This window comes from Escherichia sp. WS3063, from assembly GCF_046486595.1.
Lineage (GTDB): Bacteria > Pseudomonadota > Gammaproteobacteria > Enterobacterales > Enterobacteriaceae > Escherichia > Escherichia coli.
The window spans coordinates 25,361-49,573 of the sequence record NZ_JBJQKY010000031.1 but is presented as its reverse complement, the minus strand read 5'-3'; the positions used below and the strand labels follow the sequence as shown (position 1 = coordinate 49,573).

General features: G+C 49.5%; 26 protein-coding genes and 1 pseudogene. 13 read left to right on the top strand and 14 right to left on the bottom strand.

Going from position 1 to position 24,213, the window contains the following annotated elements; genetic code table 11:
* Positions 1-87: 87 nt before the first annotated feature.
* Positions 88-1,326 (bottom strand): annotated as a pseudogene (locus ACJHYW_RS21925) (pentapeptide repeat-containing protein); the annotation flags it as partial.
* Between the two features lie 614 nt (positions 1,327-1,940).
* Here ACJHYW_RS21925 and ACJHYW_RS21920 point away from each other — a divergent pair.
* From ACJHYW_RS21920 to artJ, 6 genes are all read left to right on the top strand, one after another.
* Positions 1,941-2,456 carry a lipoprotein gene (locus tag ACJHYW_RS21920; protein WP_001270657.1) on the top strand — a complete coding sequence of 172 codons (516 nt, stop codon included), beginning with the start codon at positions 1,941-1,943 and terminating at the stop codon, positions 2,454-2,456.
* A gap of 217 nt (positions 2,457-2,673) precedes the next feature.
* A complete protein-coding gene (gene artP, locus ACJHYW_RS21915) occupies positions 2,674-3,402 on the top strand; it encodes an arginine ABC transporter ATP-binding protein ArtP (RefSeq protein ID WP_000027205.1) in 729 nt (242 codons plus the stop codon).
* 17 nt (positions 3,403-3,419) lie between these two features.
* On the top strand, positions 3,420-4,151 hold the full coding sequence (artI, locus tag ACJHYW_RS21910; protein WP_000756575.1) for an arginine ABC transporter substrate-binding protein ArtI: 732 nt from the start codon (positions 3,420-3,422) through the stop codon (positions 4,149-4,151).
* Positions 4,152-4,157: 6 nt separating this feature from the next.
* Positions 4,158-4,874 carry an arginine ABC transporter permease ArtQ gene (gene artQ / locus ACJHYW_RS21905; RefSeq protein ID WP_001001702.1) on the top strand — a complete coding sequence of 239 codons (717 nt, stop codon included), beginning with the start codon at positions 4,158-4,160 and terminating at the stop codon, positions 4,872-4,874.
* Positions 4,874-5,542, top strand: coding sequence for an arginine ABC transporter permease ArtM (gene artM, locus ACJHYW_RS21900; RefSeq protein WP_000464491.1), 669 nt, complete (start codon positions 4,874-4,876; stop codon positions 5,540-5,542). Before artQ ends, artM begins: the two co-directional genes overlap by 1 nt.
* A 225-nt stretch (positions 5,543-5,767) precedes the next feature.
* Positions 5,768-6,499, top strand: coding sequence for an arginine ABC transporter substrate-binding protein ArtJ (artJ, locus tag ACJHYW_RS21895; RefSeq protein ID WP_001295905.1), 732 nt, complete (start codon positions 5,768-5,770; stop codon positions 6,497-6,499).
* Positions 6,500-6,527: 28 nt separating this feature from the next.
* Here artJ and rlmC read toward each other — a convergent pair whose 3' ends face one another.
* From rlmC to ACJHYW_RS21845, 10 genes are all read right to left on the bottom strand, one after another.
* Entirely contained in the window at positions 6,528-7,655 is a 1,128-nt protein-coding gene (rlmC, locus tag ACJHYW_RS21890; RefSeq protein WP_001149759.1) for a 23S rRNA (uracil(747)-C(5))-methyltransferase RlmC, read from the bottom strand.
* Between the two features lie 40 nt (positions 7,656-7,695).
* Positions 7,696-8,184 carry a YbjO family protein gene (locus tag ACJHYW_RS21885; RefSeq protein WP_000389260.1) on the bottom strand — a complete coding sequence of 163 codons (489 nt, stop codon included), beginning with the start codon at positions 8,182-8,184 and terminating at the stop codon, positions 7,696-7,698.
* A gap of 59 nt (positions 8,185-8,243) precedes the next feature.
* On the bottom strand, positions 8,244-9,089 hold the full coding sequence (gene potI, locus ACJHYW_RS21880) for a putrescine ABC transporter permease PotI (RefSeq protein WP_001061648.1): 846 nt from the start codon (positions 9,087-9,089) through the stop codon (positions 8,244-8,246).
* Entirely contained in the window at positions 9,086-10,039 is a 954-nt protein-coding gene (gene potH, locus ACJHYW_RS21875) for a putrescine ABC transporter permease PotH (protein ID WP_000105440.1), read from the bottom strand. Before potH ends, potI begins: the two co-directional genes overlap by 4 nt.
* Positions 10,040-10,048: 9 nt before the next feature.
* Complete coding sequence (gene potG / locus ACJHYW_RS21870; RefSeq protein ID WP_000996007.1) at positions 10,049-11,182, bottom strand: putrescine ABC transporter ATP-binding subunit PotG; 1,134 nt, start codon at positions 11,180-11,182, stop codon at positions 10,049-10,051.
* 94 nt (positions 11,183-11,276) lie between these two features.
* Entirely contained in the window at positions 11,277-12,389 is a 1,113-nt protein-coding gene (potF, locus tag ACJHYW_RS21865; protein WP_000126093.1) for a spermidine/putrescine ABC transporter substrate-binding protein PotF, read from the bottom strand.
* Between the two features lie 350 nt (positions 12,390-12,739).
* On the bottom strand, positions 12,740-13,216 hold the full coding sequence (locus ACJHYW_RS21860) for a YbjN domain-containing protein (protein ID WP_000203025.1): 477 nt from the start codon (positions 13,214-13,216) through the stop codon (positions 12,740-12,742).
* Positions 13,217-13,303: 87 nt separating this feature from the next.
* On the bottom strand, positions 13,304-14,206 hold the full coding sequence (gene rimK / locus ACJHYW_RS21855; RefSeq protein ID WP_000684321.1) for a 30S ribosomal protein S6--L-glutamate ligase: 903 nt from the start codon (positions 14,204-14,206) through the stop codon (positions 13,304-13,306).
* A 60-nt stretch (positions 14,207-14,266) separates the two neighbouring features.
* Positions 14,267-14,989: a nitroreductase NfsA gene (gene nfsA / locus ACJHYW_RS21850; protein WP_000189132.1), complete on the bottom strand. Its 723-nt coding sequence runs from the start codon at positions 14,987-14,989 to the stop codon at positions 14,267-14,269.
* Positions 14,973-15,260 (bottom strand): DUF1418 family protein, encoded by a 288-nt coding sequence (locus ACJHYW_RS21845; RefSeq protein WP_001201576.1) that lies wholly within the window; start codon positions 15,258-15,260, stop codon positions 14,973-14,975. The genes nfsA and ACJHYW_RS21845 overlap by 17 nt, the downstream gene beginning before the upstream one ends.
* 159 nt (positions 15,261-15,419) lie before the next feature.
* Between ACJHYW_RS21845 and grxA the strand changes: the two genes are divergently transcribed.
* Positions 15,420-15,677 carry a glutaredoxin 1 gene (gene grxA, locus ACJHYW_RS21840; RefSeq protein ID WP_001195231.1) on the top strand — a complete coding sequence of 86 codons (258 nt, stop codon included), beginning with the start codon at positions 15,420-15,422 and terminating at the stop codon, positions 15,675-15,677.
* Between the two features lie 29 nt (positions 15,678-15,706).
* Here the strand turns inward: grxA and ACJHYW_RS21835 are convergent, their stop codons facing one another.
* Complete coding sequence (locus tag ACJHYW_RS21835) at positions 15,707-16,084, bottom strand: inner membrane protein YbjM (protein WP_000681108.1); 378 nt, start codon at positions 16,082-16,084, stop codon at positions 15,707-15,709.
* A 269-nt stretch (positions 16,085-16,353) separates the two neighbouring features.
* Here ACJHYW_RS21835 and ACJHYW_RS21830 point away from each other — a divergent pair, with 269 nt between their 5' ends.
* Positions 16,354-18,039: an aspartate:alanine antiporter gene (locus tag ACJHYW_RS21830; protein WP_001024876.1), complete on the top strand. Its 1,686-nt coding sequence runs from the start codon at positions 16,354-16,356 to the stop codon at positions 18,037-18,039.
* Positions 18,040-18,213: 174 nt separating this feature from the next.
* On the opposite strand, the gene rcdA is transcribed toward ACJHYW_RS21830, so the two are convergent.
* Positions 18,214-18,750, bottom strand: a complete 537-nt coding sequence (gene rcdA / locus ACJHYW_RS21825; protein WP_001361715.1) for a DNA-binding transcriptional regulator RcdA — start codon at positions 18,748-18,750, stop codon at positions 18,214-18,216.
* An 83-nt stretch (positions 18,751-18,833) separates the two neighbouring features.
* On the opposite strand from rcdA, the gene ACJHYW_RS21820 reads away from it, so the two are divergent.
* The 3 genes from ACJHYW_RS21820 to ybjH all read left to right on the top strand — a co-directional run bounded on the left by ACJHYW_RS21820 (position 18,834) and on the right by ybjH (position 21,227).
* Complete coding sequence (locus tag ACJHYW_RS21820; protein ID WP_000217859.1) at positions 18,834-20,042, top strand: MFS transporter; 1,209 nt, start codon at positions 18,834-18,836, stop codon at positions 20,040-20,042.
* On the top strand, positions 20,042-20,857 hold the full coding sequence (ybjI, locus tag ACJHYW_RS21815; RefSeq protein ID WP_001305939.1) for a 5-amino-6-(5-phospho-D-ribitylamino)uracil phosphatase: 816 nt from the start codon (positions 20,042-20,044) through the stop codon (positions 20,855-20,857). Before ACJHYW_RS21820 ends, ybjI begins: the two co-directional genes overlap by 1 nt.
* Before the next feature lie 85 nt (positions 20,858-20,942).
* A complete protein-coding gene (ybjH, locus tag ACJHYW_RS21810) occupies positions 20,943-21,227 on the top strand; it encodes a protein YbjH (RefSeq protein ID WP_000605480.1) in 285 nt (94 codons plus the stop codon).
* Between the two features lie 40 nt (positions 21,228-21,267).
* Here ybjH and mdfA read toward each other — a convergent pair whose 3' ends face one another.
* Positions 21,268-22,500 carry a multidrug efflux MFS transporter MdfA gene (gene mdfA / locus ACJHYW_RS21805; RefSeq protein ID WP_001330495.1) on the bottom strand — a complete coding sequence of 411 codons (1,233 nt, stop codon included), beginning with the start codon at positions 22,498-22,500 and terminating at the stop codon, positions 21,268-21,270.
* A 284-nt stretch (positions 22,501-22,784) separates the two neighbouring features.
* Here mdfA and ybjG point away from each other — a divergent pair, with 284 nt between their 5' ends.
* Positions 22,785-23,381: an undecaprenyl-diphosphate phosphatase gene (gene ybjG, locus ACJHYW_RS21800; protein WP_000892317.1), complete on the top strand. Its 597-nt coding sequence runs from the start codon at positions 22,785-22,787 to the stop codon at positions 23,379-23,381.
* Between the two features lie 57 nt (positions 23,382-23,438).
* The gene (gene deoR, locus ACJHYW_RS21795; protein WP_000450130.1) at positions 23,439-24,197 is read left to right on the top strand and encodes a DNA-binding transcriptional repressor DeoR; all 759 of its coding nucleotides are present in this window, start codon (positions 23,439-23,441) and stop codon (positions 24,195-24,197) included.
* Positions 24,198-24,213: the final 16 nt, after the last annotated feature.

The window sequence follows — 24,213 nt, the reverse complement described above, 5'->3', positions numbered from 1 at the left end:
GTTAATAAATTTTAAAGAATGAGTATTCACATTGTTAATTTTAACAGTTCTAAACGAAACGTTTTTGAATACATTGTTTACTATATTGCTATTTGTTATTTTAACATCACCTAAACTGCCGTTTTCAAAACAACATTTTTTCAATATGCTTTCATTCACAATAGTGTGTGATAAATAGAGATTACTTATGTTTTGCTTTATTAATGCCACGTCATTAAAATGACTATATTTAATAAAGCAACCATCATTGAGTAGTGTTTTAAGATTGACTAAATTAGTTGCATCTTCACGTACCATCGTGGCAACTGGAACAGGCAACGACATGAAAACTTCTTCATTCACCATCAAGTGGATCATGCATTGCGTTCCCTTTGTCATATCCACACTTACGCTACAAATATCGTTGTAATGCGAAGAGTGCATTTCAGGAAACAAATTAAACACGGTATCTTGAAAGGCACTAAATCGTGTTAATAAATCCTGATAATGAACAGGTTTTGTTTCAAAATTATCATCAGCAAATCCAAGCACTATTGCATGCTCGATATTTAACGCAGTTTCAAATGATTCTTCTTCTGTAAAATCATTATTTAAAACCTCACCTGACGTATTTTCACTGTCATAAAAAGTACTCATCAATGCGATATTGTTTGTTACAGCGTCTTTTGCGATATTCTCACTAATTGCATATCGCCTGCTATAATCATAAAAATGAATAAACGCATCCTTTATAAAGGATATATATTGCTCTTTGTTAAAGTCAATACGACTGTATAATTTTTCAAAAATCACATTCGCAATCTTACTACCCATAGTATGCCTGTATAATAATGGATGCGATTCAATCGTAAAATACTTATCTAATTGATGTTGTAATTTATTCTCATAGTCCAGTGGGAAAAGAAACTTTTGTCTTTCAAGTTTCCCATTCGATACATTACGTATTCCAATGGTAATTCTTTCATTACCCACTTTTATTTCAACTTCGTTATCTTCTGATTTGCCAAGATATTTTTTAACATCAGTCTCGAAAGCATTACTAAAAAATACATTAAATTGATAATTCGCTGATGGAATATTTTCCACTAGCAACTCATCATTTTTTATGAGATCACTATCAGCATTTATTGCTAATATCAGATGCAAGTAGATGGTGTCCCATGTAGACAACTCACCCTTACGACTGGAATTTAATATCGCGAAAAACTCCCTCAGTGAATCGAGGAAATTATCACTTTGATTCAGTTGTGTGCCTGGAAATGATGATGCTTGATCAGATATATTGTTTATCATATTAAAAATCACCCAAGGGAAAAGATATTCCACTGAACTCCTCGTGCTTTATTATTATAAAAGCACAACGCATTTATACTCATATTAATTAACGAAACACTGATACAGTTTGATTTATTCTTCGCTCAAACTCATTAGCTTAAATTCTTTACCCACAACTGTAGCATATATAATATTATCAAAAGTCAAAGCTGGGACTATCAAATTTCGCTCATTTTCAAAAATACAATGTAATTTTAGCAATCATCTTAATTGCAGGATCTCTTATTGCATGTGAAAAATTCTGTAATGATTAGACAATAACCGCGTTCATTTATCACGCGTTATAAATGTGAAACTGGCTTCTTGCAGATGCTCTTAACCTCTACAGGAGGATTTATCCCGCCATTTCAGAACTATCATATTTACCTTAAATGATCATTTCAGCCATATAACACGCTCAACCTCACAAATGGTTTACACTGTCTATTGTTTGGGTAATTTAAGTAAGTCAGCTACGAGCAACCTTGAGTGGGTAGCCAGCAATGGACTCAAACCCAATCAGGTGTTCAGATTGTTTCAGAATTGTATTAAAAACAATGTATTAAATAATCTGATAACGTTTGGTCGTAGTGTGACGCAGACAGCAAGCTAATAAGGAAATGATTATGCGCTACCGTTCACTATCTCTACTTATTCCATGTGCACTGCTGCTGAGTGCCTGTACCACCGTCACGCCAGCTTATAAAGATAACGGCCCCCGCACCGGTTCCTGTGTCCAGGGTGGCCCTGACAGCGTGGCTCAACAATTCTATGACTACCGCATTCAACATCGCAGCAATGACATTACCGCCCTGCGCCCCTATTTGAGTGACAAACTGGCAACCCTACTTAGCGATGCCAGCCGCGATAACAGTCATCGTGAATTGTTAAGTAGCGATCCGTTCTCCAGTCGAACCACCTTGCCAGACAGCGCCCACGTTGCCAGTGCATCGACTATCCCTAATCGTGATGCCCGTAACATTCCATTGCGCGTGGATCTCAAACAGGGTGACCAGGGCTGGCAGGATGAAGTGTTAATGATTCAGGAAGGCCAGTGTTGGGTCATCGACGATGTGCGCTACTTAGGCGGTAGCGTTCATGCCACAGCGGGTACGCTCCGTCAGTCCATCGAGAATCGCTAACGCCTTGATCAACCAATAAACCCCGTAAATTGTCCGGCATTTCGTGAGGAATGCCGACATTTATGCTCGCCGACCACCGCCCCCGTTATTTTGTGCTATGTTTATTGAATAATGCGCTTTGCTTTTAACTTTTAAAGCAGAAATATTGCATAATTATTCTGTCAAAGGTACTATCTTCGACCTCAATAGCTATCAGACTGCCAGTATACGAGTGTCAATGAGTATTCAATTAAACGGCATTAATTGCTTCTACGGCGCGCATCAGGCGCTGTTCGATATCACGCTGGATTGCCCACAGGGCGAAACGCTGGTGTTACTTGGCCCCAGCGGCGCGGGTAAAAGCTCGCTGCTGCGTGTACTCAATCTGCTTGAGATGCCGCGCTCCGGTACGCTCAACATTGCAGGCAACCATTTCGATTTCACCAAAACACCCTCTGACAAAGCGATTCGCGATTTGCGTCGTAACGTTGGCATGGTGTTTCAGCAATACAACCTGTGGCCGCATCTGACCGTGCAGCAAAACCTGATTGAAGCGCCCTGCCGTGTACTGGGGTTGAGCAAAGATCAGGCGCTGGCCCGTGCAGAAAAACTGCTGGAACGTCTGCGTCTCAAACCTTATAGCGATCGTTACCCGCTGCATCTTTCTGGTGGTCAGCAGCAGCGTGTTGCTATTGCCCGTGCGTTGATGATGGAACCGCAGGTACTGCTGTTCGATGAACCGACCGCCGCACTGGACCCGGAAATTACGGCACAAATCGTCAGCATCATTCGTGAGCTGGCAGAAACGAATATTACCCAGGTGATCGTCACCCACGAAGTTGAAGTGGCGCGTAAAACCGCCAGCCGAGTGGTGTATATGGAAAACGGTCATATCGTAGAACAAGGCGACGCGAGCTGCTTTACCGAGCCGCAAACCGAAGCATTTAAAAACTATCTCTCTCACTAATATTCGGGATAACAACAATGAAAAAAGTTCTGATTGCCGCGTTAATTGCAGGTTTTAGTCTTTCCGCCACAGCTGCCGAAACTATTCGTTTTGCTACCGAAGCCTCCTATCCTCCGTTTGAATCGATTGATGCAAACAACCAGATCGTTGGTTTTGACGTCGACCTGGCACAAGCGCTGTGTAAAGAGATTGATGCAACCTGCACTTTCTCCAACCAGGCATTTGACAGCCTGATCCCAAGCCTGAAATTCCGTCGCGTGGAAGCGGTGATGGCCGGGATGGATATCACCCCAGAACGTGAAAAGCAGGTGCTGTTTACCACCCCTTACTATGACAACTCTGCCCTGTTTGTGGGTCAGCAGGGTAAATACACCAGTGTTGATCAGCTGAAAGGCAAAAAAGTCGGCGTTCAGAACGGGACGACACACCAGAAGTTCATTATGGATAAGCACCCGGAAATCACCACCGTTCCGTATGACAGCTACCAGAACGCAAAACTGGATCTGCAAAACGGTCGTATCGACAGCGTATTCGGTGACACCGCAGTGGTCACCGAGTGGCTGAAAGACAACCCGAAACTGGCGGCAGTGGGCGACAAAGTGACCGATAAAGATTACTTCGGTACTGGTCTCGGCATCGCGGTACGTCAGGGCAACACTGAACTGCAGCAGAAACTCAACACTGCGCTGGAAAAAGTGAAGAAAGATGGCACTTACGAAACCATCTACAACAAATGGTTCCAGAAGTAATTCCTGATGAATGAATTTTTTCCTTTAGCAAGCGCCGCCGGGATGACCGTCGGCCTTGCCGTTTGTGCATTGATTGTCGGGCTGGCGCTGGCGATGTTCTTTGCGGTATGGGAGTCTGCAAAATGGCGTCCCGTCGCGTGGGCAGGTTCAGCGTTGGTGACGGTTCTGCGCGGCCTGCCAGAAATTCTGGTGGTGCTGTTTATCTATTTTGGCTCCTCGCAGCTGCTGCTGACGCTTTCGGATGGCTTCACTATCAATCTTGGGTTCGTGCAGATCCCGGTGCAGATGGACATTGAGAACTTCGACGTTAGCCCGTTCCTTTGTGGTGTCATCGCTCTGTCGCTGCTGTATGCCGCCTATGCCTCGCAAACGCTGCGCGGCGCGTTGAAAGCGGTGCCGGTGGGCCAGTGGGAATCCGGACAGGCGCTGGGGCTGTCGAAATCGGCTATCTTTTTCCGTCTGGTGATGCCGCAGATGTGGCGTCATGCGCTGCCTGGTCTCGGTAACCAGTGGCTGGTGCTGCTGAAAGATACCGCGCTGGTCAGTTTGATAAGCGTGAATGATTTAATGCTACAAACCAAAAGCATCGCTACCCGTACCCAGGAACCGTTTACCTGGTACATTGTGGCGGCGGCGATTTACCTGGTGATCACCCTGCTCAGTCAGTACATTCTCAAACGCATTGACCTGCGCGCGACACGTTTTGAGCGGAGGCCCAGCTAATGTTTGAGTATTTACCCGAACTGATGAAAGGGCTGCACACCAGCCTGACGCTAACCGTTGCCTCGCTGATTGTGGCACTGATTCTGGCATTGATTTTTACCATCATCCTGACGCTGAAAACGCCGGTGCTGGTGTGGCTGGTGCGGGGCTATATCACGCTGTTTACCGGTACGCCGCTGCTGGTGCAGATCTTCCTGATTTATTACGGACCGGGCCAGTTCCCGACGTTGCAGGAGTATCCGGCACTGTGGCATTTGTTGTCAGAACCGTGGTTATGTGCGCTGATTGCGTTGTCGCTGAACAGTGCGGCGTACACCACGCAGCTGTTTTACGGTGCCATTCGCGCGATCCCGGAAGGTCAATGGCAGTCCTGTAGCGCCCTGGGAATGAGCAAAAAAGATACGCTGGCGATCCTGCTGCCGTACGCGTTTAAACGCTCGCTCTCTTCTTATTCCAACGAAGTGGTGCTGGTGTTCAAAAGTACCTCTCTGGCTTACACCATTACGCTGATGGAAGTGATGGGATACAGCCAGTTGTTGTACGGACGCACCTACGATGTCATGGTGTTCGGTGCGGCAGGGATTATTTACCTGGTCGTCAACGGCCTGCTGACGCTGATGATGCGTCTGATCGAGCGTAAAGCGCTGGCATTCGAACGGCGGAATTAATGCAGCTGCATGCTGATGCCGGATGCGGCGTGGACGCCTTATCCGGCCTACATAGTGCATAAATTCTTATAATGAAGACGGACAACTCACTAAGTTGTCCGTCTTTTTTTATTTCATTTAAATTATTTAATCATATTTATTGCATATAAATTCACTTGATGGCATTGTTATCCCATGCCGCAGACACGGCCAAAAATCATAAGATTGACAGACGGGAGTTCCATCATGAAAAAGTTAGTTCTTGCCGCTTTACTTGCTTCCTTTACTTTCGGTGCTTCTGCCGCAGAGAAAATCAACTTTGGCGTTTCAGCCACCTATCCACCCTTTGAATCTATAGGTGCTAATAATGAGATTGTCGGCTTTGATATCGATCTGGCAAAAGCCTTGTGCAAACAAATGCAGGCAGAATGTACTTTTACTAATCACGCGTTCGACAGCCTGATCCCGTCACTGAAATTCAGAAAATATGACGCCGTAATCTCCGGAATGGATATCACGCCGGAGCGTAGCAAACAGGTATCGTTTACCACGCCCTACTACGAAAACTCAGCCGTCGTGATTGCCAAAAAAGATACCTACAAAACGTTTGCCGATCTGAAAGGCAAACGTATTGGGATGGAAAACGGCACCACGCACCAGAAATATATTCAGGATCAGCACCCGGAAGTGAAAACTGTCTCCTATGACAGTTATCAGAATGCCTTTATCGATCTGAAAAATGGCCGTATTGATGGGGTATTTGGTGACACAGCGGTGGTTAATGAATGGCTGAAAACCAATCCGCAACTGGGCGTTGCTACTGAAAAAGTGACCGATCCGCAATACTTCGGCACCGGCCTGGGTATCGCTGTACGTCCGGATAACAAAGCTCTGCTGGAAAAACTGAATAACGCGCTGGCAGCAATTAAAGCTGACGGTACATATCAGAAAATCAATGACCAGTGGTTCCCACAGTAAGATTCAGAAAGCCGCACCTGCGGCTTTTTTATTGCTTAACCAGCAGTGTCAGCACTTCGTAATGCGCAGTGTGCGGGAACATATCAAATAGCTGTACCCGTTCAATACGGTAACCTGGCAGTTCGCGGATATCTTTCGCCATGGTTTGGGCGTTACAGCTGGAGTAGATGATAAAACGCGGTGCCATCGTTGAGAGATAATCACACAGCGGTATACCAATGCCGCGGCGCGGCGGGTTAACCAGCACCAGCTCCGGCACTTCCCCCTGGGCGGTGGCAAACTGCGTGGAGTCCAGCGCCTGAAATTGCAAACGCGTTAAGCCCAGTTCAGCGGCTGACTGCTTCGCACAGGCAATGGCCTCTGGTGCAATTTCGATCCCGGTTAACTGAATGTCAGGCGTCGCGCAGTGTAAACCAAAGCCCCCCACACCGCAGAACAGATCCCACATATGTTTAACCGGCAGCTGTCGTACCCAGTCGCGCGCAGTGGCGTACAGCTGGCTGGCGACCGCCGGATTAGTCTGGAAGAAACTTTGCGGACGGATCCACAGCGGTACGTCATTAAAACGCTCTGCCAGTGCCTGTTGTTCGGTCAGGTAGATCTCCGTCTCCCCTTCCATAATCGCCATATGTACCGGCTGAATATTGACGGTAATAACTTTCAGCTGCGGTAGTTGTTCCTGTAACCACGGCAGCGCCTTACGCAGTTGCGCCAGCTTGGTATCAGAACGCAGTACAAAGCGCAGCATCATGCCGCCATCGCTCTGGCTTTCGGTCAGCAGAATGTATTTCAGTTCGCCACGTTTGCGCGCCACGTTGTAAGGCGTAAGCCCGGCGCGAGCAATAAATGGTTTCAGTGCCGCAAAAACGGGCGCAAATGAGGCAGGATAAAGCGGGCAGTCACAAAGGTCTTCCGGTGTACCATCTCGATGCAGCATACCGAGCAGTGGTTTTTCAACGCTACCACTCACCACCATTTTGGCTTTATTACGAAACCCTTGTTCCGGGCCTGACACCGGCGCACACCATTCCTCAACCGGAAAATCGGCGAGCAGATTTTTAAGATCGCCGGTTTTAGCGGAGAGTTGCTCTGGAATCGGCTGCGTTATCCACTGACAGGAACGACAGCGACCCGCGTCGTAAAGTGCGCACTGCATACATTGACCTTCACATCATCAGGGGCGACGATTATACACATTATTGCAACTGGAAGAACCGCCGACTGGTCGAGGGAACGAACAGCAGCATCAGGATGAGCATATCCGGCAGCTTCTGCAGCATCAGGCTATGGAAGATTTCACGTTTTGATTCACCGGGAATGCTGAACAGCTCCGGATAACCATACCCCAGCGAAGCCGCCCACAAGTAACTTGCGGCCGTGATTTGAGTCAACAGATACAGCCAGCGCGCCCAGCGACGCCCTTTCACCAGTGAAAACGCACACCAGATCTCAATAAAAACCAGCACCAGACTGCTTAAAAAGACCAGCGTTAAACTCCAGGTTTGTACGCTGCGATGAATAAACTCGCCAATACCGCGCACGCCCAGCGTATTGAAAATCATCAGCACGTCGAGGCCACGGATCATAATAATGGCGAGCGCCGCTACCTGCACCAGCGCAGGCACATTCAGGCGAGCATGAGATGAAGATGTTTTCTTAAAAAATCCCAACGTTTCGTCTTCCATGAAAACAATGCCGCGACATGCGCGGCATTATGTAGCCAGGTTGGCAAATTTTAGTGTCTTCAGCCACGTCTTGCACGCTGGATATCGCGTATCCGCTGTTTTTCTGCGCGCGCCATCAGATACCAGGCGATAAATCCGACAATTCCGACCGCGCCGAGGATTAATGTTGCCAGGGCGTTGATTTCCGGATTCACCCCCATCCGCACGCTGGAAAAGACCAGCATCGGTAACGTGGTGGCTCCCGGCCCTGAAACAAAGCTGGCGATCACCAGATCATCAAGCGACAAAGTAAAAGCCAGTAACCAGCCAGAAATGATCGCGGGCATGATCATCGGTAGCGTAATGACGAAAAACACTTTCAGCGGCGTCGCACCAAGATCCATCGCGGCTTCTTCAATGGAACGGTCCAGCTCCCGCAATCTTGAAGAAATAACGACCGCCACATAAGCCATACAAAAAGTGACATGCGCCAGCCAGATGGTGAGCATACCGCGGTCCGCAGGCCAGCCAATGGCATGAGCAAGCGCGACGAATAATAACAACAGCGACAAGCCCGTGATGACATCTGGCATTACCAGCGGCGCGGTGATCATAAAGGCAAAGCCATTTGATCCGCGAAACCTGCCAAAGCGCACCAGCACCACCGCCGCAATCGTCCCGAGGATCGCCGCCGCCGTCGCCGCACAGGCCGCAATTGTCAGGCTTAAACCAACCGCACTCATCATCGCGTCATCGCGCAATAATTCGCCATACCAGCGCGTTGACCAGCCGGCCCACACCGTCACCAGCTTCGAGCTGTTGAATGAATAGATCACCAGCATCAGCATTGGCGCGTAGAGAAAGGTGAAGCCCAGCAGCAAAATCACAATCCGCCAGGGCGAACGAACTACCGGTAAATTATTCATCCGTGTTCTCCCACGCTTTTTTGCTGATGCTTGTGGAACCACATTATCGGCACAATTAGCAGCAGCAACATGATGATCGCTACCGCTGAGGCCACCGGCCAGTCGCGGTTGTTAAAGAACTCCTGCCACAGCACGCGCCCGATCATGATGCTGTCCGGGCCACCGAGCAGTTCAGGGATCACAAACTCGCCCACAGCCGGGATAAACACCAGCATCGATCCGGCAATAATCCCGCCTTTGGTCAGCGGCACGATCACAGTAAAGAACGTTTTCAGCGGTCGTGCACCGAGATCCAGTGCTGCTTCCACCAGCGAATAATCAATTCGAATCAACGCGGTATAAATCGGCAGTACCATAAACGGCACGTAAGCGTAAACAATGCCAATATAAACTGCCAGATTGGTATGTAGAATGGTCAGCGGTTGATCGATAACCCCCAGCCACAGCAGAAAATTATTCAGCACACCGTTGTTTTTTAATATTCCCATCCAGGCGTAGACACGAATCAGAAACGAGGTCCACGACGGCAGGATCACCAGTAGTAATAAGATATTACGGGTCGAAGGCTTACTGTGCGCCACCGCCCACGCCAGCGGATAGCCGATCAGTAAACAGCAAATAGTCGAAATCGCCGCCACCTGTAACGACTGGAGATAAGCATCGAAATAGAGCGGATCGTCAGTCAGTTGCAGAAAATTACCGAGATTAAGAGTGATGGAAAGTTGCCCGTCAGCCCACTTCATCAGTTCGGTATAAGGTGGAATAGCGCGCGCCATCTCCGCCAGGCTTATTTTAAAGACAATCAGAAATGGCAGCAGAAACAGCAGGATTAGCCAGATATACGGCAGCGCAATCACCAGTTTGCGCCCATGCTTCATTTGCAGCTGCGACAACCACAGCTTAAATCCGCCCGGCGGTTTCGACTGGGCAGCAGGTTCAAGTGTACTCATTCTTGCTCCTTAAACCGTCAGCACCACACAGCTGTCCACTTCCCAGCACAAACGCACTTCATCGCCCCAGGTCGGTAACCCTTTACGATGACGATGGGCGTTTTGCAGCTGGGCGCTGATCATCTGCCCACTTTTCAGACGAACGTGATACACCGAAAGATCGCCGAGATAGGCAATGTGTATCACCTCCCCCACCGCGAAGTTACAACCATTGGCGGGCGGTTCCTCGCAAAGCATGATTTTTTCCGGGCGAAGCGCCACATGCACCGGCACGTTATCGACCACTGAAGCATCCGCATCGACTTTCAGTGGGTGCACCAGTCCCGGCGAATAAAGCACCAGACCATCTTCCTGACGCTCTTTGAGTACACCTTCAAAGACATTAACCGAACCGATAAATTCAGCGCTATAGCGGGTGGTCGGATGCTCATAGATCTCTTCCGGTTCGCCAATCTGGACAAATTTCCCACGATTCATAATGGCGATACGCCCCGCCATGGTCATCGCCTCTTCCTGATCGTGAGTAACCATCACGCAGGTCACACCGACGCGCTCCAGAATATCCACCACTTCAAGCTGCATCCGGTCACGCAGCTTTTTATCCAGCGCGCCCATCGGCTCATCGAGCAGTAATAGTTTCGGGCGCTTGGCAAGGCTTCGGGCCAGGGCCACACGCTGTCGCTGACCACCGGAAAGCTGATGCGGTTTGCGTTTGGCGAACTCCTGCATATGCACCAGCCCGAGCATCTCATTGACCCGGCTGGCAATTTCCGCTTTCGGTAGTTTGTCCTGTTTCAGGCCAAAAGCGATGTTCTGTTCCACGGTCATATGCGGAAACAGCGCGTAAGACTGAAACATCATATTGATGGGGCGCAGGTAAGGCGGCACCTGTGACAAATCGACGCCATCGAGCATAATCTGCCCGGCAGAAGGTTGTTCGAAACCTGCCAGCATACGCAGCAGCGTGGACTTGCCACAGCCGGATGCGCCCAGCAGCGCGAAGATTTCGCCTTTATAGATGGTCAGGCTGACATCATCGACCGCATGCTGACCATCGTAAGATTTAGTCAGATTACGGATTTCTAATAGCGGCGTCAGCGCCTTACGGGTTTTCGCCTGCGGGCGAGGGATAGCGTCATTCACGGCTGCTCTCCGGCATTGAATGTGTGCAAGCGCACCATAATGGTGCGAATTGCCGGCGGGTGTGTTGCGCCCGTCCGGCATCTACGACTGCGGATTATTTTCCGCTCTTCACTTTGGTCCACGCGCGGGTGCGCACACGGTCTATTTTTGGATCCTGCACTTTCAGAGTGAACAACTTCGCACGAACGTCCGCCGGAGGATAAATCCCTGGATTATCACGCACTTCCGCGCTTACCAGCGGCGTAGCTTCTTTGTTCGCGTTGGCATAGAACACATGGTCGGAAATATGCGCCACCACATCCGGGCGCAGCAGGTAATTCAGGAACTGATAGGCTTCGTCTTTATTTTTGGCATCCGCAGGCATGGCGAAGACATCAAAGAACGCCATCGCCCCTTCTTTCGGAATCGAGAACGAGACATTAACGCCATTCTTCGCTTCCTTCGCGCGGTTTGACGCCTGCCAGACATCGCCCGCCCAGCCAATAGCGACGCAGATATCGCCGTTTGCCAGGTCGTTAATGTATTGAGATGAATGGAAATAACGAATGTTCGGACGCAGCTTTAACAGCAGATCGGTTGCCGGTCCGGTGTAATCATCTGCTTTAGTGCTGTTGGGATCTTTACCGAGATAATTCAGCACGGTAGCAAACACTTCTTCCGGTGCATCAAGGAAAGAGACGCCGCAGCTTTTCAGTTTTTCCAGATTTTCAGGCTTGAGGATCAAGTCCCAGCTATCGACGGGCGCGTTTTCGCCCAGCACCGCTTTAACTTTATCAACGTTATAGCCAATCCCGGTCGTCGCCCACATATAGGGCATAGCAAATTTATTGTCGGGATCGTGTTTGGCAACCAACTTCAGCAGCTCCGGATCGAGATTCTTCCACTCCGGCAATTTGCTTTTGTCCAGCGGCTGGAAAACTCCCGCAGTCAACTGGCGTTCAAGAAAGCTTGCTGACGGCACCACCAGGTCAAAGCCGGTGCTACCCGCCATTAATTTGCCTTCCAGTACTTCGTTAGAGTCGAAAACATCGTAGACGACTTTAATACCGGTTTCTTTTTCAAAATTGGCCACCGTGTCCGGGGCGATATAATCAGACCAGTTATAAATGTGGAGTATTTTTTGTTCAGCCGCGAGCGTGCTGACAGAGACGGCCATCAGAGCACCCGCAACCAGACCCGATAGCCATTTTTTATTTAAGGCGGTCATATCTCTTTCCTTCTGAAAGTTCGTTAACAAACGAACAAAAGTTGTCACACTGAAAGATATGCAATAAACGTGCATATTTTTTATCGGCGCGGTGTAAGAAAAGAGAACTCTCTCCCGGCCAGCACTGCTCGCTATATAAAAGCATCGCAAGAATAACTTTAGCCAGGGTTTGAGACTATAGCTCGGATTAAAAAACGGTATTTAACAAATTTTTATGCGTATTTGCTCTATGTGATAAAGCCAAATCGACACAAGAGAAGTGAAACAATCTTTAAGAAAAGGTTAAAAACAGCAGATAATTTTGCAGCGCGCAGTCACTGCACCAGCGACTGCGTGCTCGAAAGGAGTTATCAGTGGAGGAAATAGTTTTCAGTAACGTTGTTTTGCCCTTCATCGTCAGTCGGTAACAGCAGTTGATGGGCATTAGCTTCAAGAATGACCATCGAAATCTGCTCTTCGCTCTGACGCACGAACCATGCAAACTGCTCATAGGTTACGCCCTGCATAACGGATAAAGACTGGCAAACCACCAGCTTTGGCAGATTATCATCCTGCATATCAAGAAATGCTTTCACGGTCAGCGAACTGGCATTGATGGCAGATAAATCCGCCGCCAGCGGCAATACGGCTGAAGGTCGGACTTCCGCCATGGCAGAAAACAGGATCGTGTTATCGATCAGATCGATTTTGGCATCAAAGACACCGTCGAAATTCTGCATATGGGGCAGATGCAGAGCCTGACAGTTATCACATTCAAAAAAACTCATCCCCAGGTCATCGAGCCATTGACGCAGCGTATCCAGACCAGGAACGACCAGCGATGTCATAATTTTGTACAACCTCTTTCGATAAAAAGACCGGCACAGCTTACGCAAAAAGCGCAGGCAAAACCATGATCAGTAATGTGATTGCGACTAACCACCCGTTTTCAGGCAATATTCCGTCGTAGCGTGGCGTTCGATCCAGCGGATCATTTTACCCGCGATGTCGATACCGGTGGTTTTTTCTATTCCTTCCAGCCCTGGCGACGCATTCACTTCCATCACCAACGGCCCGCGATTAGCACGCAGAATATCCACACCAGCAACGTCCAGCGCCATCGTTCGCGCGGCTTTTATCGCGATTTCACGCTCCTGTGGTGTGATACTGGCGACGCTTGCCGCGCCGCCACGATGCAAATTGGAACGAAAATCGCCCTCTTTCGCCCGCCGTTCAATCGCAGCGACCACTTCATCGCCAACAACCAGACAGCGGATATCGCACCCTTGCGCCTCTTTGATATATTCCTGCACCAGAATATGCGCGTTCAGACCGCGGAAAGCGTCAATCACGCTTTCCGCCGCCTGACGCGTCTCCGCCAGCACGACGCCAATTCCCTGCGTGCCTTCAACCAACTTGACCACCAGCGGCGCACCACCGACCATGTCGATTAAATCGCTGGTATCATCCGGCGAATGCGCAATGCCCGTGACAGGCAGGTCGATGCCCTGACGCGCCAGCAGTTGCATCGAACGCAATTTGTCACGCGCCCGGGCAATGGCGACCGACTCATTGAGCGGATAGCTCCCCAGCATCTCGAACTGGCGCAGTGCCGCCGTCCCATAAAAGGTAATGGCGGTACCAATACGCGGGATCACAGCATCAAAATGGGGTAACTTGCGGCCTTTGTAGTGAATAGAAGACGCCGCAGGATTTATGTTCATGTAGCAAGAAAGCGGATCAAGAATTTCAACCAGGTGACCGCGCTGTATAGCGGCTTCACGCAGCCGCTTACACGAATAGAGCGTTCCATCCCGGGACAATATGGCAATTTTCACCCTGCACCTCTCTTTCAGACCTGGTCAAAAGCCCGCGTATCATACATCGACGTGGCGGTTTTAGCGCGTCGCCCAACCCTGTTTGTGCAAATAATCCAGAATAAATGGGCGGCTTTCTTTAATGATTGTTCGGCGGATATGATCGCTCCAGGTATCCCGGCGATTATTGCTGCCACGGGTGAGGTAATATTCCGCCAGTTGTTCGTCATACTGCGCCAGTGCGTCTTTATCCAGCGGTTGATAGCTGTTTTCATGCACCAAAATGGAGGCCGGTAAACGCGGCTTAAGATCCGGATTATCCGCAGGCCAGCCAAGGCACAGCCCAAACAACGGCAGAACATGCCGCGGTAATTTCAGCAGCTCCGTCACCGCTTCAATATTATTGCGCAGGCCGCCGATATATACCCCGCCCAATCCCAGCGATTCCGCTGCGGTTAATGCATTCTGCGCCATCATTGCCGTATCAACGACACCGAGCAACAGTTGTTCCGCCAGGCCGAGCTGAGCATCCGGACAGATCTGTAAATGGCGGTTAAAGTCGGCACAGAACACCCAGAACTCCGCCGCTTGCGCTACGTGTTTTTGCCCGCCGGTAAGCGTCACCAGTTCATCACGTAACGCTTTGTCGGAAATGCGAATAATGCTACTGCACTGCAAAAAACTGGAACTGGACGTCGCACGGGCGCTGTTAATAATCGCCTCACGCTGCGCTTCGGAAATGGGTTCATCAGTGAAATGGCGAATGGAGCGATGGCCACAAATAAGTTCAATGGTTGGCGTCATTATCTTTTTCTCTTTCTGAACGTGAATATTGCGGTGGACGGTTCATCAGCTGTGGGGCAAGACGTTTTGCCACCTGAAGAATAACCACCACCGCAGCGGGAAGCATGAGCAAAACACCGAGAAAAATCATCAGAATCTGCACTTCTGGCCGAGAAAATGGCTCAGGTAGCGACAGGGAGTCGCTTACCGACAGCAGCGCCACCGCCAGCAACATCATTCCGATAAATTCCAGTATCAACACGCTTTTAGGCAATTTACCGATCGCGCGCATACGCTTCCCTCTGCAAAGTGAGCCTTCAGTCTAAAACTTTTCACTGTATTGTGTTTAACAGTTATAGCTTTTAGCAATTAATGCAACAGGTTAAACCTACTTTCAGCGAATACATTTTAGCGTGATCATTACAGGCATAAATCTATGAGGAGAGAAATAATGCAAACCGTTATTTTTGGTCGTCCGGGTTGCCCTTACTGTGTGCGTGCAAAAGATCTGGCTGAGAAATTGAGCAATGAACGCGATGATTTTCAGTATCAGTATGTAGATATTCGTGCGGAAGGGATCACTAAAGAAGATCTACAACAAAAGGCAGGTAAACCCGTAGAAACCGTGCCGCAGATTTTTGTCGATCAGCAACATATCGGCGGCTATACCGATTTTGCTGCATGGGTGAAAGAGAATCTGGACGCCTGATCGTCTGACAAGCCCTCGCGTTGAGGGCTTTATTGATTTTTTCTGTGCTGTGGTTTAAACAAACTACTGATAAATAAGAAACACAGTGCCCCCAGCGCACACCAGAACACCGCACTTAATAACCATGCCAGCTCTTGCCAGAATGAGCGCGTCGGTGAAAAAAACAGCCGCATAATAAGCATTGAACAGGGTGCCGCCAGCATTGCGCCAAACAGAGGTTTCAGGACTTCTCTACGCTGTGAAAAGAAGCTGGCAACTGCTCCAGGAAGAATGAAAAACAGCAAGCCGATTTCAGGATGCCCGGCAGCCCGAAAAGCGCCTTTCATGTGCGTCGCCAGAAAAAGGCACACCACAATGAAGAGGACAAAACAGCAGATTGCCCCCGCCCAACGTTGTTTATGTTTCACTCGTTCCTCCTGACACTGCGTCTATCGAACACATTTTTCGCCAGTGTGGCGTTCAGTAAGATAAAGCCGCTTCGCATTCCATGCTAATATAGGCCAACGCAATTCATATAGCCGTTGATACCTAATGTGATTACACTAGTAAAATATATTGTTACTTTACTATCGTTTAGGTGCGCTGAATGAATCTGCGCCCTGAATTCTGGTAAAAAACATTATCGTAAATTACCATTTCTTTCAACAGCTTACTAGTAAACAAGAAGTTAGCCTCCGTGAATATAAACGTCGCCGAATTGTTAAATGGGAATTACATTCTGTTATTATTTGTGGTCCTCGCGCTTGGGCTATGTCTCGGGAAATTACGACTTGGTTCGATCCAACTGGGTAATTCCATTGGCGTTTTAGTCGTATCGCTGTTATTAGGCCAACAACATTTCAGCATTAACACCGACGCGCTTAATCTTGGCTTTATGCTGTTTATTTTCTGCGTCGGGGTCGAAGCCGGACCGAACTTTTTTTCCATTTTTTTTCGCGATGGGAAAAATTACCTAATGTTAGCACTGGTGATGGTTGGCAGTGCGCTGGTCATCGCCTTAGGGTTAGGTAAGCTGTTTGGCTGGGATATTGGCCTGACGGCCGGTATGTTAGCAGGCTCTATGACGTCAACACCGGTTTTGGTCGGTGCTGGCGATACACTGCGTCATTCCGGCATGGAAAGCAGGCAGCTCTCACTGGCACTGGATAATCTGAGCCTCGGGTATGCCTTAACCTATTTAATCGGTCTGGTGAGTTTGATTGTTGGTGCGCGTTACTTGCCGAAATTGCAGCATCAGGACTTACAGACCAGCGCCCAGCAAATCGCCCGCGAACGTGGCCTGGACACAGATGCCAACCGTAAGGTTTATTTGCCGGTGATCCGCGCCTACCGCGTCGGCCCGGAGCTGGTGGCCTGGACCGACGGCAAAAATCTGCGTGAACTGGGTATTTATCGACAAACTGGCTGTTACATTGAACGTATTCGGCGTAACGGGATTCTGGCAAATCCAGACGGTGATGCCGTACTACAAATGGGCGATGAAATAGCGTTGGTAGGCTATCCCGACGCCCACGCCCGACTCGATCCCAGTTTCCGTAATGGCAAAGAAGTTTTCGATCGTGACCTTCTCGACATGCGTATCGTCACTGAAGAAGTGGTCGTTAAAAACCATAACGCTGTAGGCAAACGTCTCGCACAACTGAAGTTGACCGATCACGGTTGCTTCCTTAACCGCGTCATTCGTAGCCAGATTGAGATGCCGATTGATGACAACGTTGTGCTTAACAAAGGTGACGTTTTACAAGTCAGCGGCGATGCCCGCCGCGTAAAAACCATCGCCGATCGCATCGGCTTTATCTCGATTCACAGCCAGGTCACTGACTTGCTGGCATTCTGCGCCTTCTTTGTGATTGGGCTAATGATCGGGATGATCACCTTCCAGTTCAGCACATTCAGTTTCGGCATGGGGAACGCTGCCGGGTTGTTATTCGCCGGAATTATGCTGGGCTTTATGCGTGCTAACCACCCGACCTTCGGTTACATTCCGCAAGGTGCATTAAGCATGGTGAAAGAGTTCGGCTTGATGGTGTTTATGGCAGGCGTTGGTCTGAGCGCCGGTAGCGGTATTAATAACGGCCTGGGCGCGATTGGCGGTCAAATGTTGATTGCCGGATTGATTGTCAGTCTGGTGCCAGTGGTTATCTGCTTCTTGTTCGGTGCTTATGTATTGCGAATGAACCGCGCACTGTTGTTCGGCGCAATGATGGGCGCACGCACCTGCGCGCCGGCAATGGAGATCATCAGTGATACAGCTCGCAGTAATATCCCGGCGCTGGGCTATGCGGGCACTTACGCAATCGCCAACGTCCTGCTGACGCTAGCAGGGACAATCATCGTCATGGTATGGCCAGGATTAGGATAAAACTGAAGTTGCCCTGAAAATGAAATTTTTTTGCACAACCGCAGAACTTTTCCGCAGGGCATCAGTCTTAATTAGTGCCACTGCTTTTCTTTGATGTCCCCATTTTGTGGAGCCCATCAACCCCGCCATTTCGGTTCAAGGTTGGTGGGTTTTTTGTTGTCTAAAATTTATCTACTACCCTGCAACCCTCTCAACCATCCTCAAAATCTCCTCGCGCGATAGCGGCTTACGGTCGGTGACAAAATGCAGCGTCATCCCCTCAATAAACGCATCAAGCGCGCGGGCGGTTCCGGGTTCAAACCATTGTTCGAGCGTTTGCTGACTGCGCTGCATCCAGTTTTGCATTACCGTTTTTAATAGCGGTTTTCGGCTAGCCAGCGCGTAGAGCTGGTACATCAGCTCCATGTTATCCGGCGTTGCAACCTGTGAGCTGTAGATCATATCGGTGATAGCCTGGCATGCGCCCGGAGCATCACTAACATCGCTAAAAAATGCCTGATATTGCCGGGACATGATCTCAGTAAAACGGCTGAACGCCTCCAGCAACAACTCATCAATTCCTGAAAAATAGTAAGTCATCGATCCCAACGGTACCCCGGCAAGGGTAGCAATTTTGCGGTGTGTAACAGCATGTATTCCATAAAGTTTCACCGCCTCCAGCGTGGCCTGGATAATTTTTTCTCGCCGTTGCGGATCGTTAGCGCGACGCATGTCATTTCCTCTCTCTACAATTGTGTACAAATGTACACAATCTTGCTAATGTTGTCTTCCCTCTTCTTATTTTGACGTGGTCTATGACCGTAAATTCTTCACGTAATGCATTGAAACGCCGAACCTGGGCGCTGTTTATGTTCTTCTTTTTGCCAGGCCTGTTAATGGCGTCCTGGGCAACCCGTACGCCTGCTATCCGCGATATTCTCTCTGTCTCGATCGCTGAAATGGGCGGTGTTCTCTTTGGTCTGTCGATCGGTTCGATGAGCGGTATTCTCTGCTCGGCGTGGTTAGTGAAACGCTTTGGGACGCGTAATGTCATCCTTGTGACGATGTCCTGCGCATTGATTGGGATGATGATACTAAGCCTGGCACTCTGGCTGACATCGCCCCTGCTCTTCGCGGTTGGTCTCGGCGTCTTTGGGGCAAGTTTTGGTTCTGCGGAAGTGGCGATAAACGTTGAAGGTGCCGCCGTTGAGCGAGAAATGAATAAAACGGTTTTGCCGATGATGCACGGTTTTTATAGCCTGGGCACGCTGGCAGGCGCTGGTGTCGGGATGGCACTGACGGCCTTTGGCGTTCCGGCAACGGTGCATATTTTATTGGCGGCGCTGGTAGGCATCGCACCTATTTATATCGCCATTCAGGCAATCCCTGACGGTACGGGCAAAAATGCTGCCGATGGCACCCAGCATGGCGAAAAAGGCGTACCTTTTTATCGCGATATCCAGTTGCTGTTGATTGGTGTTGTGGTGCTGGCGATGGCCTTTGCCGAAGGTTCTGCCAACGACTGGTTACCCTTATTAATGGTTGACGGTCACGGTTTTAGTCCTACTTCCGGCTCGCTGATTTATGCCGGTTTTACCCTGGGGATGACCGTTGGACGCTTCACCGGCGGTTGGTTCATCGACCGTTACAGTCGCGTTGCCGTGGTTCGGGCCAGTGCACTAATGGGGGCGTTGGGTATTGGGCTGATTATTTTTGTCGATAGCGCCTGGGTCGCAGGAGTGTCTGTTGTACTTTGGGGACTAGGTGCCTCGCTGGGCTTCCCGCTGACCATTTCTGCCGCCAGCGATACCGGCCCCGATGCACCAACCCGCGTCAGTGTGGTAGCAACGACCGGTTATCTGGCTTTCCTCGTCGGGCCGCCGCTACTGGGCTATCTCGGCGAACATTATGGATTACGTAGTGCAATGCTGGTTGTACTGGCGCTGGTTATTCTCGCGGCTATTGTCGCGAAAGCCGTCGCCAAACCCGATACCAAAACGCAGACGGCGATGGAGAATAGTTGATGAGCATTAAATTAATTGCGGTAGACATGGATGGTACTTTCTTAAGCGATCAAAAAACCTATAACCGTGAGCGGTTTATGGCTCAGTATCAGCAAATGAAAGCACAAGGCATTCGCTTTGTGGTCGCCAGCGGGAATCAATATTATCAGTTGATCTCTTTCTTTCCGGAAATTGCTAATGAAATAGCCTTTGTGGCTGAAAACGGCGGCTGGGTAGTGAGCGAAGGCAAAGATGTTTTTAATGGCGAGCTGTCGAAGGATGCGTTTGCTACTGTCGTGGAACATTTGCTGACGCGCCCGGAAGTGGAAATTATTGCCTGCGGAAAAAATAGCGCCTATACCCTCAAAAAATATGACGATGCCATGAAAACGGTGGCGGAAATGTATTATCACCGTCTGGAATACGTCGATAACTTTGACAACTTAGAAGATATCTTCTTTAAGTTTGGTCTGAATCTTTCCGATGAACTGATTCCACAAGTACAAAAAGCATTACATGAGGCCATCGGCGATATTATGGTGCCGGTCCACACCGGCAACGGCAGCATCGATCTGATTATCCCCGGCGTACATAAAGCCAATGGCCTTCGCCAACTGCAGAAATTATGGGGAATAGACGACAGCGAAGTGGTGGTCTTTGGCGATGGCGGTAACGATATTGAGATGCTGCGTCAGGCAGGCTTTAGTTTTGCAATGGAAAATGCCGGCAGCGCGGTCGTCGCAGCAGCAAAATACCGGGCAGGCTCCAATAACCGTGAAGGCGTACTGGATGTGATCGATAAAGTTCTTAAACACGAAGCGCCATTTAACCAATAAAAACGGCAGCACGCCCGGCAACACAATGCCTGAATGAAGGCTGCATAATTCGCGGAAATTAACCCGCTGCATTATTTCAGGCGAAATGATTATGAAAAATTGTCTACTGTTGGGCGCGCTTTTAATGGGCTTTACTGGTGTGGCGATGGCGCAAAGTGTCACCGTCGATGTGCCGAGTGGATACAAAGTGGTTGTGGTTCCTGATTCAGTCAGCGTTCCACAAGCGGTCAGCGTCGCGACTGTGCCGCAAACCGTCTATGTGGCTCCTGCGCCAGCTCCGGCTTACCGCCCGCATCCTTATGTTCGCCATCTTGCCAGCGTAGGTGAAGGGATGGTTATCGAACACCAGATTGACGACCATCACCATTAATTTGAGAATGCCTGATCGCACAAAGCAATCAGGCATTTTTTTACCCTTCGTGCGAATTTCCCATCTGTTTATCTTTTAAAAAGATAACCATCAGCAACAGCCACAAAATGCCGTTGACAAGGTTGAAGAGATTAAACAGTCCGTTGCCCCCGTTCAGCCAGGCATGTTTGCTGATTTCAATACCGACGGTAAAGATCAGCATTTGCAGCATCCCCATCGCCGCAGAAACCGTACCTTTACTCATATCGCTGGCAAACAGGGTTAATCGCACCAGTCCCGCATTCGCCAGACCAATACCGAAAGCATAAAGACTTAACCCGGCGGTCATCCATAAATACGCATGCGATGAGATAACCGTTGCCGCAGCAGCGACCAACAGACCAATCATAATCGGCCAGCCGCCCATAATAATCAGCGAACGTACGGTGCGGCGCGAGGTCAGACGCGCTAACAGCAAGTTACCCGCAATTAACGCCCCGAAAATAGGCACTTGCAGCAAACCATATTCATAGCTGCTCAACTGCTCGCCGGTAATGATGATAATCGGCGACTGGGCGATCCACGCCAGCAATGGCAGGCTAACGAATCCCAGCGCCAGCGCCCCCGCCACAAAGCGACCGTTCTTCAGCACCAGCTTATAGTCACGACCGAGTTCTTTCAGCGACAGTTTCTCGCCTATACGCGTGGCGGTTTCAGGCATGGCTCGTTGTAGACCGAAAAAGGAGATCGCTGCCAATGCGGCAAACAAGACAAACATCCCCTCCCAGGGCAGCACATGGATCCACGCCGCGCCCACCAGCGGACCAAGTAGCGGAGCAATCAGCGCCACGTTCGCCATCAGCGCGGTGATCTTGATACAAACCGCCTCTTCGAAGGATTCCTGAATTGCGGCGTATCCCACAGCGCCAATGAAACAGAGGCTTATGCCCTGCAAGAAGCGCAACAGGGTGAATTGTTCAATGTTTTGCGCCAGTAATATTGCCAGACAGGTGACGATAAACCACACCACTCCCGCCAGCATCACCGGACGGCGGCCAATACGATCCGACAGCGGCCCCAGGAGCCATTGTAAAAACATCCCGCCCGCCAGATACGCGGTCATCGAAGTAGGAACCCAATCAATGCCCGCCTGATATTGTTCCACCACCGCCAACATACCGGGTTGAATCATATCGTTGCCGATATAGGTTGAAAATTCGTAAAGCACCAGACAGAGAGGGAAAAGTAACGCCTGACGTCCAAGCCTGGCACCGGAAGCTAATTTATTTTGCATGCAATTTCTTCGCCAATAATAATCGCGCAAAGTTTAATAAAAGCGCAGCTAACGAGAAAGCGAATTTTGTAGCTGAAACCACGGTTAAGCACATTCTTACATTATTGCGAGTATAGCTACGCTTTCTTTAAGTTTTATTTAACCTATGCCCGTTACAATCACCCACCGTAAACAGGCCGCTTGAGGGAAATAAGACGATGCCGCTTTACCCAGTTTAACCTGCACTTTATTCTCAACGACTTGCCTGTATTGGCTCCCTTTTAATCACTTTGCGTCGGGAAGTTATGCTGGAAAATTTGAATCTCTCTCTATTCTCTCTTATTAACGCGACGCCAGACTCTGCGCCGTGGATGATCTCGTTGGCGATTTTTATTGCAAAAGATTTGATTACCGTGGTGCCGCTGCTGGCCGCAGTACTTTGGTTGTGGGGGCTTACAGCACAACGGCAACTGGTGATAAAAATCGCTATCGCGCTGGCGGTCAGCCTGTTTGTGTCCTGGACGATGGGGCATCTTTTTCCGCACGACCGACCCTTTGTCGAAAATATCGGCTATAACTTCCTGCATCATGCGGCGGATGACTCATTCCCGAGCGATCACGGTACGGTGATTTTCACCTTTGCACTGGCATTTTTATGCTGGCATCGCCTGTGGTCCGGCTCACTTTTAATGGTGCTGGCCGTCGTCATTGCCTGGTCGCGCGTTTATCTTGGTGTCCACTGGCCGCTGGATATGCTCGGTGGATTGCTGGCAGGTATGATTGGCTGCCTTAGCGCCCAGATTATCTGGCAAGCGATGGGGCATAAACTCTATCAACGTCTGCAATCGTGGTATCGCTTCTGTTTTGCATTACCGATCCGCAAAGGCTGGGTGCGTGACTGATCTCTGCTAAAAAGTGTAGTATTGAGCGGCTCGCTTCAATAACTATTCAGAGGGATTATGGAAACACGTCGCGAAGAGCGTATCGGGCAGCTGCTGCAAGAATTAAAACGCAGCGATAAGTTACATCTTAAAGACGCCGCCGCCCTGCTTGGGGTTTCGGAGATGACGATTCGTCGCGATCTGAACAACCACAGTGCGCCCGTCGTTTTGCTCGGCGGCTATATTGTTCTGGAACCGCGCAGTGCCAGCCATTACCTGTTAAGCGATCAAAAATCCCGCCTGGTGGAAGAAAAACGCCGGGCGGCAAAACTGGCTGCGACGATGGTAGAACCCGATCAGACCCTCTTTTTTGACTGTGGCACCACCACACCGTGGATTATTGAAGCGATTGATAATGAAATCCCTTTTACCGCCGTTTGTTATTCGCTAAATACCTTTCTGGCGCTGAAAGAGAAACCTCATTGCCGCGCGTTTCTGTGTGGTGGTGAATTTCACGCCAGCAACGCCATTTTCAAACCCATCGATTTTCAGCAAACGCTGAATAATTTTTGCCCGGATATCGCTTTTTATTCTGCTGCGGGCGTGCATGTCAGTAAAGGCGCTACCTGTTTTAATCTTGAAGAGTTGCCGGTAAAACACTGGGCCATGTCGATGGCGCAAAAGCATGTGCTGGTTGTCGACCACAGTAAATTTGGCAAGGTGCGTCCGGCGCGCATGGGTGACCTGAAACGCTTTGATATTATGGTGAGCGATTGTTGCCCGGAAGATGAGTATGTGAAGTACGCGCAGACGCAGCGTATTAAGTTGATGTATTAATGAAGTATAACCGGAT